The 17,100-nt window shown below is 73.9% G+C and carries 20 protein-coding genes; 10 read left to right on the forward strand and 10 right to left on the reverse strand.

What is annotated here, in order from left to right; all coding sequences use genetic code 11:
* On the reverse strand, positions 1-1,900 hold a 1,900-nt coding region (locus KME75_RS31300; RefSeq protein WP_219418539.1), incomplete at its 3' end, for an aminodeoxychorismate synthase component I.
* Positions 1,900-2,061: a hypothetical protein gene (locus KME75_RS31305; protein WP_219418540.1), complete on the reverse strand. Its 162-nt coding sequence runs from the start codon at positions 2,059-2,061 to the stop codon at positions 1,900-1,902. The genes KME75_RS31305 and KME75_RS31300, both read right to left, overlap by 1 nt.
* 262 nt (positions 2,062-2,323) lie before the next feature.
* Here KME75_RS31305 and KME75_RS31310 point away from each other — a divergent pair, with 262 nt between their 5' ends.
* The 3 genes from KME75_RS31310 (at position 2,324) to KME75_RS31320 (ending at position 4,195) form a co-directional block, all read left to right on the forward strand.
* Positions 2,324-2,659, forward strand: coding sequence for a histone-like nucleoid-structuring protein Lsr2 (locus KME75_RS31310; RefSeq protein ID WP_219418541.1), 336 nt, complete (start codon positions 2,324-2,326; stop codon positions 2,657-2,659).
* Between the two features lie 39 nt (positions 2,660-2,698).
* The gene (locus tag KME75_RS31315) at positions 2,699-3,718 is read left to right on the forward strand and encodes a DUF3047 domain-containing protein (protein WP_219418542.1); all 1,020 of its coding nucleotides are present in this window, start codon (positions 2,699-2,701) and stop codon (positions 3,716-3,718) included.
* An 87-nt stretch (positions 3,719-3,805) separates the two neighbouring features.
* Positions 3,806-4,195 carry a nuclear transport factor 2 family protein gene (locus KME75_RS31320; RefSeq protein WP_219418543.1) on the forward strand — a complete coding sequence of 130 codons (390 nt, stop codon included), beginning with the start codon at positions 3,806-3,808 and terminating at the stop codon, positions 4,193-4,195.
* Between the two features lie 35 nt (positions 4,196-4,230).
* On the opposite strand, the gene KME75_RS31325 is transcribed toward KME75_RS31320, so the two are convergent.
* From KME75_RS31325 to KME75_RS31335, 3 genes are all read right to left on the reverse strand, one after another.
* Positions 4,231-4,770, reverse strand: coding sequence for a GNAT family N-acetyltransferase (locus KME75_RS31325; protein ID WP_219418544.1), 540 nt, complete (start codon positions 4,768-4,770; stop codon positions 4,231-4,233).
* Between the two features lie 82 nt (positions 4,771-4,852).
* Positions 4,853-5,806 carry a ferritin-like domain-containing protein gene (locus KME75_RS31330; RefSeq protein ID WP_219418545.1) on the reverse strand — a complete coding sequence of 318 codons (954 nt, stop codon included), beginning with the start codon at positions 5,804-5,806 and terminating at the stop codon, positions 4,853-4,855.
* 501 nt (positions 5,807-6,307) lie between these two features.
* On the reverse strand, positions 6,308-7,507 hold the full coding sequence (locus KME75_RS31335) for an MFS transporter (protein ID WP_219418546.1): 1,200 nt from the start codon (positions 7,505-7,507) through the stop codon (positions 6,308-6,310).
* A gap of 138 nt (positions 7,508-7,645) precedes the next feature.
* On the opposite strand from KME75_RS31335, the gene KME75_RS31340 reads away from it, so the two are divergent.
* From KME75_RS31340 to KME75_RS31350, 3 genes are all read left to right on the forward strand, one after another.
* Positions 7,646-9,229, forward strand: a complete 1,584-nt coding sequence (locus KME75_RS31340) for a long-chain-fatty-acid--CoA ligase (protein WP_246633207.1) — start codon at positions 7,646-7,648, stop codon at positions 9,227-9,229.
* A gap of 503 nt (positions 9,230-9,732) precedes the next feature.
* Entirely contained in the window at positions 9,733-11,199 is a 1,467-nt protein-coding gene (locus KME75_RS31345) for a pyridoxal-dependent decarboxylase (protein WP_246633213.1), read from the forward strand.
* Complete coding sequence (locus tag KME75_RS31350) at positions 11,196-11,870, forward strand: HAD family hydrolase (protein WP_308283266.1); 675 nt, start codon at positions 11,196-11,198, stop codon at positions 11,868-11,870. The genes KME75_RS31345 and KME75_RS31350 overlap by 4 nt, the downstream gene beginning before the upstream one ends.
* On the opposite strand, the gene KME75_RS31355 is transcribed toward KME75_RS31350, so the two are convergent.
* The 4 genes from KME75_RS31355 to KME75_RS45255 all read right to left on the reverse strand — a co-directional run bounded on the left by KME75_RS31355 (position 11,867) and on the right by KME75_RS45255 (position 13,949).
* Complete coding sequence (locus KME75_RS31355; protein WP_219418548.1) at positions 11,867-12,154, reverse strand: hypothetical protein; 288 nt, start codon at positions 12,152-12,154, stop codon at positions 11,867-11,869. The genes KME75_RS31350 and KME75_RS31355 overlap by 4 nt on opposite strands.
* Positions 12,155-12,171: 17 nt before the next feature.
* Entirely contained in the window at positions 12,172-13,110 is a 939-nt protein-coding gene (locus KME75_RS31360) for an esterase/lipase family protein (RefSeq protein ID WP_246633208.1), read from the reverse strand.
* An 83-nt stretch (positions 13,111-13,193) separates the two neighbouring features.
* Positions 13,194-13,622 carry an ATP-binding protein gene (locus tag KME75_RS31365; protein WP_246633214.1) on the reverse strand — a complete coding sequence of 143 codons (429 nt, stop codon included), beginning with the start codon at positions 13,620-13,622 and terminating at the stop codon, positions 13,194-13,196.
* Positions 13,623-13,712: 90 nt separating this feature from the next.
* Entirely contained in the window at positions 13,713-13,949 is a 237-nt protein-coding gene (locus KME75_RS45255) for a hypothetical protein (protein ID WP_219418551.1), read from the reverse strand.
* Between the two features lie 32 nt (positions 13,950-13,981).
* On the opposite strand from KME75_RS45255, the gene KME75_RS31375 reads away from it, so the two are divergent.
* Genes KME75_RS31375 through KME75_RS31390 form a run of 4 tightly spaced genes read left to right on the forward strand, consistent with a single transcriptional unit; the run spans position 13,982 to position 16,539 of the window.
* Entirely contained in the window at positions 13,982-14,605 is a 624-nt protein-coding gene (locus KME75_RS31375) for an AIM24 family protein (RefSeq protein WP_219418552.1), read from the forward strand.
* A 4-nt stretch (positions 14,606-14,609) separates the two neighbouring features.
* Complete coding sequence (locus tag KME75_RS31380) at positions 14,610-15,260, forward strand: AIM24 family protein (protein ID WP_219418553.1); 651 nt, start codon at positions 14,610-14,612, stop codon at positions 15,258-15,260.
* 8 nt (positions 15,261-15,268) lie between these two features.
* On the forward strand, positions 15,269-16,030 hold the full coding sequence (locus KME75_RS31385; RefSeq protein WP_219418554.1) for an AIM24 family protein: 762 nt from the start codon (positions 15,269-15,271) through the stop codon (positions 16,028-16,030).
* The gene (locus KME75_RS31390; RefSeq protein WP_219418555.1) at positions 16,030-16,539 is read left to right on the forward strand and encodes a DinB family protein; all 510 of its coding nucleotides are present in this window, start codon (positions 16,030-16,032) and stop codon (positions 16,537-16,539) included. The genes KME75_RS31385 and KME75_RS31390 overlap by 1 nt, the downstream gene beginning before the upstream one ends.
* Positions 16,540-16,561: 22 nt before the next feature.
* On the opposite strand, the gene KME75_RS31395 is transcribed toward KME75_RS31390, so the two are convergent.
* Positions 16,562-16,903, reverse strand: coding sequence for a type II toxin-antitoxin system VapC family toxin (locus tag KME75_RS31395; RefSeq protein WP_219418556.1), 342 nt, complete (start codon positions 16,901-16,903; stop codon positions 16,562-16,564).
* Between the last annotated feature and the right edge of the window lie 197 nt (positions 16,904-17,100).

Consider the following 17,100-nt stretch of genomic DNA (forward strand, 5'->3'; position numbering starts at 1 on the left):
CGCGGATCGGGTTGGTGAGGAACACGCCGTGGGCGGCCGCCAGGTCCGCGAGGGTCAGCTCGCCGATCGCGTACGGCAGGCCGGCGGCGTCGAGCGCGTCGAGCACGGCCAGGCGCGCGGTCCCGGGCAGGATCCGCCCGTCCAGCGGCGGGGTGCGCACCACGTCGCCGACCACCGCGACGACGTTCGAGCGGGTGGCCTCCAGCACCCGGTCGCACTCGTCCACCAGCAGGGCGGCCTCGCCGTCCGCCAGGCCGCGCTCGGCGGCGTCGGCCCAGCCCCGCTCGGCGACCTTGTGCGGACCCCCGCCTGCCGACCGGACCACCCGCGCGACGACGCCGGCGTCGTCGGCCGGGTCGACGGGCAGCGCGCAGGGCTGCACGGCCACGCGCACGCGATCCGGGCGGGCGGGTTCGGCGTCCACCCGCACCCGCAGCGGGCCCCGCCGGCCCGCGACCGCCGCGTCCACCGCCGCGCCGACGTCGGCGTGCAGGGCGATCCCGTAGCACTCCCAGAACGACCGGCGCAGCCGTCCGGCGTGCTCGGCGAGCCGCTGCGGCCGCCCGTCCACCACGAGCAGCGTCTCGAACAGGCCGGCGCCGGCCGGGTCGCCCGGCACGGCCGCCGCGGGGACGTCCGCCCCCAGCACCGACAGCAGCGGCGCGGCCTTGGTGAGGCACTCGGCCCATTCCAGCGCCGGGGTGGAGTCGACGGTGACGCCGCCGCCGACGCCCAGCTCAGCCTGCCCGTCGGGCCCCACCTCCAGCGTGCGGATCGCGACGGACAGCTCCAGGCCGGCGAGCGGGCTCGCGTAGCCCAGTGCGCCCGTGAACAACCCGCGCGGCCGGGCCTCGAACTCGTCGATCAGCTCGACGGCCCGCACCTTCGGCGCCCCGGTGACCGAACCCGGCGGGAACGCGGCCCGCACCAGGTCGGCGTCGTCGCAGCCCGCGGCGAGCTCCCCCGCCACCGTCGACACCAGGTGCCACACCCCGGCGTGCGGCTCGACCGCGAGCAGCCGCGGCACGCGCACCGTGCCGGTGGCGCAGACACGGGACAGGTCGTTGCGCATCAGGTCGACGATCATGACGTTCTCGGCGGCGTCCTTGGCCGAGGCGTCCAGGACGGCCCGCTCCCGCTCGTCGTCCACGCCGGTGCGCGGGCGCGTCCCCTTGATCGGCTCGGTCACGACGGCGCGGCCCCGCCTGCGCAGGAACAGCTCGGGGCTCGCGCTCACCGCCGTACCCGCGGGGTCCGCGACGAGTGCGGCGCGGGCCGGGGCGACCGCCTCGACCAGGCGCGCCCACGCGTCGTGCGGCGACCCGGCCAGGTGCAGGTCCAGGCGGGTCGCGATGTTGGCCTGGTAGACCTCCCCGCGGCGGATCGCCTGCACGCACCGCTCCACGGCGACGACGTGCGCCGCCCGGTCCGGCACCCGCAGCAGCTCCAGCCGGGCGGGCGGGAACACCGCCGGAGTGCGCAGGTCCGCGAGCAGCGCGGCGCAGCGCCGCCGGGCGTCCCCGGCGTCGAACGACGCGTCGAGCAGGGCCTCGTACCACCAGCGCCGCCCGTCGTGGCGCAGCACGTCCCGGTACCAGCCCAGCGCGCACCCCGGGACCTCGCCGGGCGCGGCGTAGCGCAGGTACCCGAACCAGCCCCCACCCACGGCGTGCGGGTGCTCGGGGTCGGGCGCCATCCGCGGCACGTCCGCGAGCAGCGCGAACGGGTCGTCGTCCGCGCCCGCGACGCGCACGGGGTCGCACGTGACGAGGTCGCCGTGCGACCACGCCCCCGACCACGCGGTCACCCGGTCGCGCCCGGCGAGCCTGCGCGCGGCCTCCGCGGCGGTCAGCGCGAGGTCCAGCGCCATGACGTGCAGGCGTGCGCTGCGGCCGTCCACTACCAGCGGTCGTGCGCGTGCGGACGCACGAGCTCGTCGTAGGGCCCGCGCACGGCCGGCAGGACGGCGAGCGCGTGCTCCCGGCGGCGGCCGCGGCGCCGGCACCCCGGCCCGATCACACCGAGGTCCCGCCCGAGCCTGCGCGCCGTCCGCGTCTCCACACGCGGAGCCTACGAGGAGCGGGCGGGAACGCCCTGACCGGCCCTTTCGGGTCGTCGTGATCCCATTCGCCGGAATGGGCGGGCGGCCCGTCGCACGCCCGCGCTGCGCCGCCGCACCCGCACATCCACCCCGATCGACAATGCGCACCCGGCTCCATTATTATCGGCTCAGTAATTGTCCTCCACCCCGTTCGGAACCGCCACCCCTCACAGACCGAGGGGCACCTCGGCGTACCCGGAACATCTCGGAAAGGCAACGCACGTGGCGAAGCAGACCACTGTCACCCTGGTCGACGACCTGGACGGCAGCCAGGCCGAGGAGCAGATCGAGTTCGCGGTGGACGGCAAGGCGTACGAGATCGACCTGTCCGCCGCCAATAGCGCGAGATTGCGCGACGCGCTCGCGCCGTTCATTTCCGCCGCGCGCCGGCGCACCGGTCGCCGCCGTTCGAGCGGCAGCGCCGCGCCGGCCCGGCCCAGCACCGACCGTGAGCAGAACCAGGCCATTCGGGAATGGGCGCAGCAGCAAGGGATGAAGATCTCCGAGCGGGGCCGGATCCCGTCCGACGTGCTCGAGGCCTACCACCGGAACCACTGATCGCGCCCGCGGCGGCCACGGATCTGCCAGGGTGGCCGGATGACCCAGCCGGCCGCCGTGCACGTGGTGCTGCCGGGGAACAGGCCTCCCTGGACCCCCACTGGAATCAGCGTGCGCCGCGGCGACCGCGTCACGCTGCTCGGCTCCGGCCGCATCTCCTGGTCGCCGGGGCACGACGGCGGCCCGAAGTACCACCTGTGGGGCCGCGTCCCGGGCGGAACGATCTTCGGGTGCACCCAGGACACCACCACGGTGGTGGTGGACCGGTCCGGGCCGCTCGAGCTCTGCGTCTACCTGGGCACCTGGGCCGACGGCTCCGGTGCCCTCGCCACCGGGCACGGCCCCTACGGGGCGAAGGACCGGGGAGCGCTCGCGGTCACGGTGCTGCACTGGCCCCGCGGCGTCGACCCGGTCGACGGGCTGGTGGAGCTCCGGCCGGAGGTCGCCGATCCCCGGCTCGTCGCGGCCGAACGGGAGCGGCTCCTCGACCCCGTCGTGCCGCCCCCGGGCTGGTCCTACCTGCTGGCCTGCGGGCCCGGTGACATCTTCCGGCACACGGTCGCCGACGGCGTCCCCGCCGTCGACGTCCGCTGCGACGACGCCGCCGGCATCGTGGAGAAGCCCGTGGACGTACCACTGCGGCCCGGCACCGAGATCACCTGGAGCTGGCGCGTCGAGGAACTTCCCGGGCGGGCACCGGAGAACAGCCGCTGGAGCCACGACCTGCTCGGCATCGAGACCGGGTTCGACACCGGCGCCCGGAGCCTGAGCTGGTTCTGGAGCACCACGCTCGTGCCCGAGGACGACACCTTCGACTGCCCGGGCCGCACCCGTCCGGCCGTCCACGTGCCCGTGCGGCGCGGCCCCGCCGGGCTGGGCCGGTGGCGGCGGGAGACCCGCGACGTGTGGGCCGACCACGAGCGGTTCCTCGGGCCCGCCCCGGAGCGGATCACGTCCGTCCGGCTGGTCGCGGTGAGCCACTTCGGCCACGGCAGCGCGCGTGCGAGGTTCCGGGACCTCGCGCTGTGCGTCGGCCGCCACCGGATCCCGCTGTTGTAGCCCCGGCATTACCTTCGAGGTGATCGACGCCGCTACGGCCCCGGTCGCAGGATCGTCGGTGTCAGCAGACGACACCAGGAGGATCCGATGACCGAGCAGACCACCGCTCCGACCACCCGCACCGACACCCTCGTCGAAGGCTACCTGGCGGCCTGGAACGCCACCGACCCCGCCGCCCGCCGGGCCGCCGTCGAGGCGGCCTTCACCCCGGACGCGCGCTACGTCGACCCGCTGGCCGACGTCACCGGCGCCGAAGCCCTGGACCGGCTGATCGCCGGGGTACAGCAGCAGTTCGCCGGAATGACGTTCCGGCCCGTGGGCGAGCCCGACGCCCACCACGACGTGTGCCGGTTCCGGTGGGGCCTCGGGCCGGCGGACGCCGAGCCGCTCGTGATCGGCTTCGACGTGGTGACCCTCGCGGCGGACGGGCGGATCGCCGCCGTCCACGGCTTCCTCGACCGCGTGCCCACCGCCTGATCACCGCCTGATCACCGCCTGCCGCGGCGGCGCCGCTACCGCGCCCCGGGCACCAGCCGCCACACGACGTCGAGACCCGCCTCGCCCGCGGTGCGCTCGTCCTGCGGGATGCGCCGGTCGACCTCGGTGAAGCCGAGGCCACGCGGCACCGATCCGCTCGGCACGTTGGCGACGTCGTGCACGATCTCGACGCGGTCGGCGCCGATCCGGAACGCCTCGGCGGTCAGGGCCGCGGCCGCCGCGGTGGCGTAGCCCCGCCGGGTGTGGCGGGGGTGCACCCAGTAGCCGATCTCGAAGCCGCCGTCGCCGATGCGGCCCATCAGCGAGCAGCACCCGACGATCACCTCGCCGGGCGCCACAATGCCGTAGTCGTAGTCGGTGCCCCACACCTCGGCCGCGCGGGCGACGTAGGCCGCCGCCTCGGCGGTGGAGTAACCGTTCACCGCCCACGGCATCCACGGCGCCAGGTGCTCCAGCGACTCGCTCACCGCGCGGTACAGCGCGTCCGCGTCGCCGGGGCGCCAGCGTCGCAGCACGACGGGTCCGGCGGCGATCTCGTCGGCGGCGGTCAGCATGGCGCCGATTGTGCACGGCGGGAAACGCCGAACGGGCCGGCGCGGGGTGATCCGCGTCGGCCCGTCCGGTGCAACAGGACGATCAGGCGTTGTCGTCGCTGGTGTTGACCTCGCCGTTGACACCGTTCGGGAAGAACCCGCCCGACTGCACGGAGTCCGGGTTGAGGTAGACGATGTTGAGCACCTCGCCCGGCGTGCGGCTGAACGCGATGCCGTTCTCGTCGGCCGGCACGATGTTGGCCTGGCCGTCCTCGTCGACGATGCCCTGGTCCTTGTCCTCGGGGCCGTCGAGGCTGTCGCGGGCGTCGGAGATCGCCCCGGCGGGCACCTCGAGGCCCTTGTTCAGCAGCACCGTGCGGATGAGGCCCGCGTGGTACGCCTCGACCGCGAGGATGCCGGCGGCGGCCTCGAGGAAGGTCTTGTTGGACACCAGCGGCGCCGCGCCCTTGTAGGCGGTGACGCCCACGTCCTCGAAGACGAACGCGCCGAGCAGGAAGTTGTTCTCGTTGGCGAACACGTCGAAGCGCTGGCCCGACTCGATCAGGCCGGCCGCCGCGGCGGCGGCGCTGAAGGCCTCGTCGAGGTTGATCTCCGGGCGGGCGACCCTGGCGTCACCGAGTGCGGCCCGCAGGAACTCGACGTGGGCGCGCTCGTCGCCCGCGATCTCCTCGGCGTACTGGCGGGCCGCCTTCGACTCGAAGTTGACCTTGCGACCGCCGCGGACGCCGCCGAGCTTGCCCTTGCCGTCGATCTGGTCGTCGTCGAGGCCCTCGCCGAACACGCCGCGGAGGTAGAACTCGGCCTCGAGGTACTCGAGGTTGAGCGCGAAGTTGAGCACGGCCGCGTCGCTCGGGCCCTGCTCCTCGTCCCCGCCACCGGCGAAGGCGGTGCCGGCGGTGACCCCGAGTGCGCCCACCCCGGCGACGCCCAGGCCGGTCACACCGGCGGCGCGCAGGAAGCGACGGCGGTCGACCGCGTTCTCGGCGCTGCGGTTGACGACGTTCTTGAGGAACGCCTGGTTGAACCCTTCGAACACTGAGTCTCCTCGAGGCAACGGGCGGCCCGGGTCGGCGGTGACCGGCACAGGCCGAGGGAGCTGAAGCTGGGTCGGAACGGCAGCGTTGCGACGCTGCTATCCCATGAACGACTGCGCGTTTCCCGGGATGTGCCACCGATCGGGGGACAACAAGATTTTCTTCACGTCGTCCAGAAACATTCTTCACAAGGTGCGCGCCGCCTTTGTCGAGCACGTCCTGGCCGGTCAGGGCCTCGCGCAGGGGTGGTGACTGCATCGGGGCACGACCGGTGGTGGGACGCGTCGAATCGCGTCCGGCAACGCCGGAATTCGAGCCGGAACGCAATGCGGTCGCCCCGGGCGCCCGCGGCCATCGCGGGCCCGTTCTCGGAGGAGGTCGACGCACCCGCCGGCGACCTCGGCCACGTCGACGACCACCTGTACCGCACCGACCGGCGGGCGTTCAGGATCATCTCCGGCGGCGCCTCTGTCCCCGGGAGGTCGAGGACGTCCTCGGGAGCGCTACTCCGGGGCGGGGGCGGGCTCCGCCGCCCGCCCGTACCGGGCGATCGCCACCGCCGCGGCCAGCGCGAGCGGCACGGACAGCACCAGCGCCACCCGGAACACGGTGGCGAACGCGCCCGCCTCGGCCGTGGGGGCGGCCAGGGCCGTCCCGGCGGCACTGCCGAGGAACAGCAGCGCCGCGAACAGCGCCACCGTCGTGGCCCGCTCGCCGGGTACCACCTCGGTGGCCCAGCTCTGCAGCGTCGTGTGCAGGAAGGCCCACGACCCGCCCAGCAGCACGCCGGCGGCGGTGACGGTCGGCAGGGTCACCGCAACGGCGGGGACGGCCCACGACGCCACGAGCAGCGCCCCGCCGACGGCGGCCAGGCCCGCGGGCGACACCCGCCCGACCAGCAGCCGCACGATCCGCGACCAGCCGAGCGACCCGACTCCGAACGCGGCCGCCACCAGCCCGGCCACCGCCGCCGACGACCCCAGCGCCTGGACGGCGGGCGCGAGGTAGGTGAGCACCCCGAGCACGGCGACGCCCTCCACGAAGACCAGCACGAACACCACGAGCGCCCACCGGGAGCGCAGCACCGTCGCGATCGACCGCAGCGGGTTGGCCGTCGAGGGCGCGCGGTCCGGCTCGGGCAGCCGGGCCAGCGCGAGCCAGAGCACCGCGCCCGCCACTCCCGTCACGGCGGGCACGGACCGCCAGCCGACCACGTCCGCGAGCACGCCCGCGCCCGCCGTCGCGGCCGCCGTCCCGAGCGAGGAGGCCGCCAGCAGGTCCGACAGCGGCCGCTGGCGCACGGCGGGCGGCCACACGTCGCCGACGTACACCAGCGTGGCCGGGATGATCGCGGCGAAGCAGCCGCCCGCCACCGTGCGCGAGATCCCGAGCACGAGCAGGTTCGGCGCCAGCGCGGACGCGAGCCCTGCCAGCGCCGCGCCGAGCAGCGCCAGCCGCATCACCCGGACCCGGCCGATCCGGTCGCTGACCATGCCCCAGACCGGCTGCATCAGCCCGTAGGCGAGGAAGTACACGCTCGCCACCCCCGCCACGGCGGCGAGCGGGGCGCCGAGGTCGAGGCCGATCACCACGAGCAGCGGGGCGATCGCGAAGCGGTCGCAGGTGCTGGTCAGGGCGGCCAGCTGCAGCAGCCGGAGCCTGCGCCGGGCGTTCGTGACCGGCGCGTCGACGGGGGAGGGCACCCGCCGACGATGCGCCTCCTGCCCCCCTGCCGCGAGCGGGGTCGGCGTGAGCCGCGCCACGTCAAGGTCTTGCCGCGCCCGGCGCCAGCCGCCAACATAACGTTCGTTAAGTTCCCGTCCCCGACGCCGAGGATGCCGATGAACTCCACCAGCCCCGCCGCCGCGCCCCGGATCAGCGGCCGCGGCATGACCATGAGCGACATGCTGGCCCGGCACGCCCGCACCACCCCCGACGCCGTGGCGTTCGTCGACCACCGGTCGCGGCGCACGTTCGCACAGGCGCACGACCGCGTCAGCCGGCTGGCGAACGCGCTGGCGGGCCACGAGGTCGGCGCGGGCGACCGCGTCGCGGTGCTCGGCCGGGGCAGCGTCGAGGTGGTCGAGGCCTACCTCGCGACGCTGCGGCTCGGCGCGATCTGCGTGCCGGTGAACTTCCGGCTGGTGGCCGACGAGATCGCCTACGTGCTCACCGACAGCGGCGCGACGGCAGTGGTGTGCGACCTGGCGTTCGCGCCGGCCGTGGAGCAGGCGCGCACGCGGGCCCCGGGCGTCACGGCCGTCGTCACGATCGGCGGCGACCTGGAGGACGTGCTCGCCGCGGCCCCGGCCGGCTACACCGAGCTGCCGGTCCCGGACGACTCCCCCGCCTACATCATGTACACCTCCGGGACGACCGGCTTCCCGAAGGGCGCGGTGCTGACGCACCGCAACCTGCTGCTGCACGCATTCAGCTCGATGGCCACGCTCGGCACCACCGGAGACGACCGCGTGTGGCTGTCCGCGGCGCCGCTGTTCCACATCGCGGGACTGTCCGGGATGCTGCCGGTCCTGATCACCGGCGGGAAGACGGTCATCCCGCCGTCGGGCGGCTTCGACCCCGTCGCGATGGTGCAGCTGCTCGTCGACGAACAGGTGAGCTCGTGCTTCATGGTCCCGGCGCAGTGGCAGGCCGTCTGCGCGGTGCCCGGGCTCGCCTCCTACGACCTGTCGCGCCTGCGCCGGATCTCCTGGGGCGCCGCGCCCGCCTCCACCACGCTGCTCCGCACGATGATCGACGCGTTCCCGCAGGCCGAGGTCTGCACCGCGTTCGGCCAGACCGAGTGCAGCCCCGTCACCACCAACCTGCGCGGCGAGGACGCCATCCGCAAGATCGGCTCGGTGGGGACGCCGATGATCAACGTCGAGGTCCGGGTCGTCGACGACGACATGAACGACGTGCCGCAGGGCGAGGTCGGCGAGATCGTCTATCGCGGCCCGCTGGTGATGACGGAGTACTGGAACAAGCCGGAGGAGACCGCCGAGGCGTTCCGCGGCGGCTGGTTCCACTCGGGCGACCTGGTGCGCCAGGACGAGGACGGCTACTACTACGTCGTCGACCGCAAGAAGGACATGATCATCTCGGGTGGGGAGAACATCTACTGCGCCGAGGTGGAGAACGTCCTCGCCGGGCACCCGAAGGTCGGCGAGGTCGCGCTCATCGGCGTGCCCGACCCGAAGTGGGGCGAGACCCCGCTCGCCGTGATCGCGCCCCGCGACCCCGCCGATCCCCCCACCGAGGCCGACATCGAGGGGTTCAGCCGCGAACACCTGGCGGGCTACAAGCGCCCCCGCCACCTCGTGATCGTCGACGCGCTGCCCCGCAACCCCAGCGGCAAGGTGCTCAAGACCCGGCTGCGCGAGGAGCACGGCGCGACGCGGGCGGTGGCGGAGCCTGCGGTCTGACGGGCCCGCCGGGCCGAGCGGCGGGGCCGGGCCGGCCGCGAGCCGACGGCCGGGCCCGGAACCACCGCGATCACGGGCAGAAGGTCGCCCGCGAGGCCGAACGAGCCGCCTTCTGCCCGTGATCGCCATGCGGCGGGTTCCACGGTCGTCACGGAGCCGCCGCGGCGGCCGGACCCCGGAATGCGGCACGCCGGGGAATGCCGCGATCACGGGCCGAAGGTCGCCAACGAGGCCGAACGAGCCGCCTTCTGCCCGTGATCACCGAGCGGCGGGCCCCACCGCCACCGCCGAGCCCACGGCCGGGCCCGGAACCACCGCGATCACGGGCAGAAGGTCGCCCGCGAGGCCGAACGAGCCGACTTCTGCCCGTGATCGCCGGCAATGAGCGCAGCCGTCGGCGCCCTCCACCGGTCCCGGCGCACCCGGGCTGCGAGGAGGACTACCGGGCCCGCCCGTCCGCGCCCCGGCCGCCGGGCGCTCCTACGCTCGACGGCGTGACGGATCTGGACCCGGAGGAGTTCCGCAGGCTCGCCCACGCCGCGGTCGACTGGATCGCCGACTACCGGGCCGGGATCGGGGAGCTCCCGGTCCGCCGGGACGTCGAGCCGGGGTGGGTGCGCGCGCAGCTGCCCGCGCACCTGCCCGAGCGGCCGCAGCCGTTCGAGGCGCTGCTGGCGGAGATCGACCGGGTGGTGGTCCCGGCCAGCACGCACTGGCAGCACCCGGGCTTCTTCGGCTACTTCCCGGCGAACGCCTCGCTGCACTCGCTGCTGGGCGACATGCTCTCCGGCGGGCTCGGCGCGCAGGGAATGCTCTGGTCCACCTCACCGGCGGCCACGGAGGTGGAGCAGGTCCTGCTCGACGCGTTCGCCGGCGCGCTCGGGCTCGACCCGGCGTTCACGTTCGGCGGCGGCGGTGGCGGGTCCATCCAGGACTCCGCCTCGTCGGCCGCGCTGGTGGCGCTGCTCGCCGCCCTGCACCGCGCCGTCCCCGGCTGGCGCGAGCGCGGCGTGGACGGCACCGAGCGCGTGTACGTCACGGCCGAGACCCACTCCTCCCTGGCCAAGGCCGTGCGGGTGGCCGGGCTGGGCGCCCGCGCGCTGCGGGTCGTCGACCCCGCCCCCGGCTCGCTGGCGATGGACCCGGCCGCGCTCGCCACGGCGCTGCGCGCGGACGTCGAGGCCGGGCTGCGCCCCGTTCTCGTGTGCGCGACGGTGGGCACCACCGGCACCGGAGCCGTCGACCCCGTACGCGAGATCGCGCTCGCAGCACGAGAACACGGCACCTGGGTGCACGTCGACGCCGCATGGGCGGGCGTCGCGGCCCTGTGCCCCGAGCTGCGGTGGCTGCTCGACGGTGTGGACCTGGTCGACTCGTTCTGCACCGACACGCACAAGTGGCTGCTCACCGCGTTCGACGCGTCGCTGCTGTGGGTCCGGGACGCCGCGGCGCTGCCCGCCGCGCTGTCGATCACCCCGGAGTACCTGCGCAACGCCGCGTCGGAGTCCGGGGACGTCGTCGACTACCGCGACTGGCAGGTGCCGCTCGGGCGCCGGTTCCGCGCGTTCAAGCTGTGGGCGGTCGTGCACGGCTTCGGTCTCGAGGGCCTGCGCGCCCATATCCGCACGCACGTCGAGCTCGCCGCCGCGTTCGCGGACCGGGTGCGCGCCGAACCGGGGCTCGCCCTCGCCGCCCCGCCGTCGCTGGCGCTGCTCTGCGTGCGGGTGGTCACGGGCGCGGGCGCGGAGGCCGACGACGCCGCCACCCGCACCGTGCTGGAGCGGGTGAACGCCGCGGGGGCCGAGCTGCTCACCCACACCACCGTCGAGGGCCGGTACGCGATCCGGGTGGCGATCGGGTCGGTCGCCACGGAGGCCGAGCACGTGGCGGCGCTGTGGGAGCGGCTGCGCGCCGAGGCCTCGGCCGTGCGTGATTCCTCCGATCACGCGGCGGGTACTGGCCACGGGTGAAGCCGGATACCGCCGTGTTCGACACCGCCGTCTTCGATGTCGACGGCACCCTCGTCGATACCAACTACCACCACGCCATCGCCTGGTTCCGGGCGTTCCGCCGCCACCGCATCGCCGTTCCGGTCTGGCGGCTGCACCGAGCGATCGGGATGGGCGGCGACCAGCTCGTCGCCGCCGTGGCCGGTGAGGACGTCGAGAACCGGCTGGGCGACGAGCTGCGCGCCGCCTGGACCGAGGAGTTCGACCCGCTGCTGCGCGAGGTGCAGCCGTTCGCCGGGGTCGTCGAGCTGCTCACCGACGTGCGCCGCCGCGGCTTCCGGATCGTGCTGGCGAGCTCGGGCAAGGCCGAGCACGTCGAGCACTACCTCGGTCTCTTCGACGGCAAGGCGCTCTCCGACGGCTGGACGACCTCGGCCGACGTCCAGCGCACGAAGCCCGCCCCCGACCTGCTCGAGGCCGCCCTGCGCGCCGTCGACGGCACCGCCGGCGTGCTGGTCGGCGACTCCGTGTGGGACTTCCGGGCGGCCGCCGCGCTCGACGCCCCGGGCTACGCGGTGCGCAGCGGCGGGTTCTCCGACGACGAGCTGTGCGCCGCGGGCGCCCGCGAGGTGTTCGACTCCCCCGACGAGCTGCGGCAGCGCCTCGACGAGACGCTCCTGGCCGGCGCCTAACCCGGCTCGCCCCGGCCCTTGCGGTAGAGCACCCACGCCAGGTCGACGGCCGCGATCACGGCCACCACGACGAGCAACCAGCTGATGAACGCGGGCAGGCCTGCGGCGAAGGAGATCCAGGCCGCCCCGGCCGCGAACACGAGCCCGAACGCGGCGAGCACCGCGCGCAGCGTCAGCGCGCTCCGGGCGGGGGCGGCCCCGCCGAAGCCGGAGGTGGGGTCGTGGTAGCCGGGGAGGCCGCGCTGGTAGTCGGCGCGGGTGCGGCGGGGTCGATCGGTAGCCATACCCCGCGGTTACCCGATCAGGGCGCCCCCACCACCTCGTTCCCGAGCGCGGGCAGCGCCACCGTGCACGGCGGCGGCACGGCGTTCGCCGGGTCGAGCGCGTTGAGGACGATCTGCCCGGTCCGGCGCGTCGAGATGATCGAGGCGTGGTCGGACAGGTCGGCCTCGCACCCGTCCTGCACCACGATGTTCGTGGCGTTCGGGGCGTCGAGGACGCCGCTGGTGTAGGGGATCACCAGCTCGTCGTACCGGGTCATCACGGTCGTGTAGGTGATCCCGGGCACCGCCGCGCCGCCCGGTCGGGCATTCATCCGCTCCAGGTACGGCGACCCGGAGACGAACTGCGGGCAGACCTCGCAGGCCACCCCGGTCACGGCCGACAACGGCTCACGCACCCCGAACTCGTCGGCGATCTCCGCCACCGGGAGCGGGTCGGCCAGCGTGCCGTCGTAGAGGGGAGTGACCGCGACGTAGTCGTCGGCCCGGTCGGCGCCGCCGAGGAACTGCAGCCAGAACTGCGGCATCAGCGTGCCCTCGGAGTGCCCGACCAGGTCGACCCGCTCGGCGCTGGTGGCCGCCAGCACCCGGTCGACGAACGCGTCCAGCTCCTCCGCGCTGCGCTCCATGCGGGTGAACCCGCCGAGCTGGTCCTGCGGGAACACCGCCCCGTCCGGCACGCCGTAGGTCAACGCGAACACGCAGTACCCGGCGTTGACGAGCAGCGGCGAGATCGTCTGCCAGTTCGTGGTCTTCGACGCCGTGAACCCGTGCACGAGGACGACCGGGTGGGGGTGCTCCACACCCGGCGAGCAGGACCAGTCGTTCGCCCCGGGCGGGTCGGAGTACGGCCCCACCACCCCCGCAGCGATCCCGGCCACGAACCCGTACGGGACGGGAAGCTGCTCGTCCGGCTGCTCGTCAAGCTGCGCGGCCGCGGCCGGCGCGAACGCCGTCATCGCAACCGCCGCCACCACCGCCCCGGCCGACACCGCTGTCGCCCAATTCCGCATACTCCCCGAACGAGTGGCGGGCCGGGCGGTTATGCCTCCGCGCGCCCCGGGTGCGCCGGGATCCGGTGCCGCAGCAGCACGCGGCTACCGCGGTCGTCGAACCGGATGAGCACTGCCTCCGACATCGTGTGCATCAGCGAGATCCCCCGGCCGCCCTCCGTGGGCCGCTCGGCGGGCGGCCGCCAGCTGCCGTGGTCGACCACCTCGATGTAGAGGGTGTCGGCCTCGGTCCACAGCGTCAGCTCCACCGCCCCGGACTCGTCCGGCCCGTAGGCGTGGCGGACCGCGTTCGCGGCGGCCTCGTCCACCGCGAGCACCACATCCGCCGTCTCCTCCTCGGTCAGCGCGAGCGGCGCAAGCCAACCCGCCAGCGCCCGGCGGATGAGCACCAGCTGCTCGGGGTCAGCCGGCCAGCTGCGATGCACGAACTCGACGTGGCCGGGGACGTCCTGCTCCATGCCGATCACGTTCCACAGCGTGCCATCAGCGCAAACGCCACCCACCGCTGGGACGAGCCGCTCGGCGCACGGGGGACGTCGGCAGCGGTGTCAGCCACCCCCGCCGACCTCGTCACCCGCGCCACCCTCGCCCGGCTCGCCCGATCCCTCCTCGCCGGCGCCGCTGTCGCCGCCCGTGCCGTAGCCGCTCTCGTCCCCCGACTCGCCCGACTCCCCGACGCCGGGCCCGGCATCGCCACCGTCGTCGCACGCGCCCGCCCCGGTGAGCAGCAGCCCGCCCGCGGCGACGACGGCGAGCACCCCGCGCCTGATCCTGGTGCGTCCCATGGACACCGGCGTACCCGTGCCAGGATGCGACCATGCAACCGTTCTGGCGGGGCGGCTCGCGCGTGCTGGAGATCGAACTGCACGGCGACGCGGTGCGCGCGGCCACCGGCGCGATGATCGCCTACACCGGCGACGTGGCCTTCAAGAACGCCGGGATGGGCGGCGGCGCCGGGCTGCGCGCCGCGTTCAAGCGCCGCGCCACCGGCGAGTCGGTGTCGTTGATGCAGTGCTCCGGCACCGGCACCGTCTGGTTCGCCAAGGAGGCCATGGAGATCCTCGTCGTCGAGCTGGCGGGCGAGACGCTGAAGGTCGAGTCGGAGCAGCTGCTCGCCATCTCCGACGGCCTCCAGACCGACGTCGCGTTCGCCGGGGTCCGCGGCGCCACCTCGGGGCAGGGCCTGTTCACCACCACCGTCACCGGGATCGGCACCGCCGCGCTGCTGTCGGCGGGCGGGCCGCCGATCGCGCTCGAGGTGACGCCGCAGTACCCCCTGGTCGTCGACCCCGACGCGTTCGTCGCGAGCCAGGGACAGCTCACCCAGTCGTTCGTCACCGACGTGTCGTGGCGCAACCTGATCGGCGAGGACTCCGGGGACGCGTTCTCCCTGCGCTTCGACGGCAGCGGCGTCGTCTACATCCAGCCCGAGGAGCGCTAGGCACATGGCCTTCACACAGGTGAATCCCAAGGTCGTCTCCGCTCCCGTGGCCCCCGGCCGCGAGGTGCTCGCCCGGCGCGGGGCGATGCTCGCCTACACCGGCGACGTCGGCTTCGCCCCCGTCCACGCCGGGGCGGGCGGCGTCGGCGGCATGGCCGGCCGGATGCTGCGCGGCGAGCAGGTGGCGATGATGGTCGCCCAGGGGAACGGCACCGTCCACTACGGCTACCGCGGCCACTACGTCACGATCATCGAGCTGGACGGCTCCGGCCCGCTGTCGGTGGAGGCCGACCGGCTGGTCGCCCACGACGCGGCGCTGCAGTCCACGGTGGTGTTCCTCGGCCAGCAGGGTGGCATCCGGGGCGCGGTCCGGGGCGCCGTCAGCGGGCAGGGCATGTTCACCACCCAGCTGCACGGGTTCGGCTCGGTCGCGGTGCTCTCGCACGGCGGCACGATCGCCCTCCCCGTCCAGCCCGGCAGGCCCACCACCGTCGACCCGCAGGCCTACGTCGCCCACGTCGGGCAGGTCGACGCCGACATCTCCGTCAACGCGAGCTGGCGCGACGCCGTCGGCCGCGGCTCCGGCGAGGCGATCCAGCTCAAGCTGACCGGCACCGGCACCGTGTACGTCCAGGCCTCCGAGCAGAAGATCTGAGGGAAACCGTGACCACGCCGCTGAACCCGCAGACCCTGCCCGACAACGACAACCTCCCCGGCAACCACTACGCCTACTGCGTGCGGCTCGACGGGCAGCTGTTCATGCAGACCGGCCGCATGATCGCCTACTACCCCGCGCCGCACGGCTCCGGCATCCGCTTCGAGCCGCTGACCTCGGCGAGCGTCGGCGGCTTCGTGGCCACCCGGTTCTCCGCGCCCCTCTACACCGGCGACTGGGTGATCGCGAACGGCGCCGGCCACCTGATCCTGGGCGACCGCGGCTACGACATCAACAGCTACGACCTCACCGACGGCAACCTGACGCTGCGGGCGTCCAACCTGCTCGCCTTCGACTCGACGCTCGAGCTGAAGCAGTCGATCGTCCCCGGGTTCCTCACACTCCTCGGCACCGGCAAGTTCCTCGCGTCCAGCTCCGGACCGGTGATCTTCGCCGAGCCGCCGATCCGGGTGGACCCGCAGGCGCTGGTCGGCTGGGCGGACTGCCCGTCGCCGTCGCACCACTTCGACGCGAACTGGATGACCGGCTTCCTCGGCGCGGCCGCCGGGATGCTCGGCGTCCAGTCCGGGGAGGAGCGGCAGTTCGACTTCACCGGCGCCGGCACCGTGCTGCTGCAGTCGAGCGAGAACGCGGTGCACGACCCGCACCTGCTGCGGCAGCTGGAGGCCCAGGTCGGCACGCTCGGGACGCCGGGGCTCACCCACCTGCAGCGGGTGATCCAGGGTCAGCTGGCGCAGCAGCAGCGCTGATGACGAGGCCCGACCGCGTCGACCCGCCGCTGACCGGTGGCGAGCGGGAGACGCTGCGCGCCTACCTGGACTTCCACCGGGCGACCCTCGCGATGAAGTGCGACGGCCTGTCCGACGAGGACCTGCGGTGCCGCTCGATGCCACCTTCGACGCTGTCGCTGCTCGGGCTGGTCCGGCACATGGCCGAGGTGGAGCGCACCTGGTTCCGGCGACTGATCAACGGGGAGGACATCCCGCTCGTCTGGTCCGCCGACGGCGACTTCCAGGTGGCCTACGACGCGAGCGGGGCCACCCGGTCCGAGGCTTTCGCCGCCTGGCAGGCCGAGGTCGGGCACGCCCGCCGGATCGAAGCGGCGGCCGAGTCGCTCAACGTCACCGGCCACCAGGCACGGTGGGGCGAGGACGTGTCGCTGCGGCTCGTGATGCTGCACCTGATCCACGAGTACGCGCGCCACAACGGGCACGCCGACCTCCTGCGCGAGGGGATCGACGGCGCGGTCGGCGCGTGAGCGGGTTCGCGCCGGCACCGCATCAGGGCAGCACGGTGAACGCCGAGACGTGACGTGGCCGCACGATGGAAAAGTGCTTGCGATCGAGAGTGGCGATATCGGTGATCCCGAGCCGTTCGGCTATGGCGATCACGGACGCGTCCGCGGCGCCCAGGGGAAGGTCGGCATACCTGCGAACGAGTTCGACCATTCGGGCCACGTCAACCCTGGTGAGATCGACGAGCTCGATGACTCCGTCGGCGACATCGGAGAGGAAATCGGCTTCGAGCTCGGGCCCTCGCCGGGTTTCGAGCAGGTAGCAGACCTCGGTGAGCACCGGAGCGGGCATGAGCAGCGGCCCACGCACAGTGCTCAGCAGCCGCATGAGGGTTATTCAGCGAAGCGTTTCGTTACGGTTCTGAGATCAACTTGCGCGTGTCGACAAGCGAGTGACCTCCGATTCACGCGAGAATGGGTTTGCCAACACAAGCCCACGTGAACGGACCGTCGCGTTGTATCATACCACTGGCCTGCACCAGGAAGAGCTCGTGGATCTGTGCTTGACGATCCAGTCGGAGGTTC

It is taken from the genome of Pseudonocardia nigra, from assembly GCF_019396355.1.
Taxonomy (GTDB): Bacteria; Actinomycetota; Actinomycetes; order Mycobacteriales; family Pseudonocardiaceae; genus Pseudonocardia; species Pseudonocardia nigra.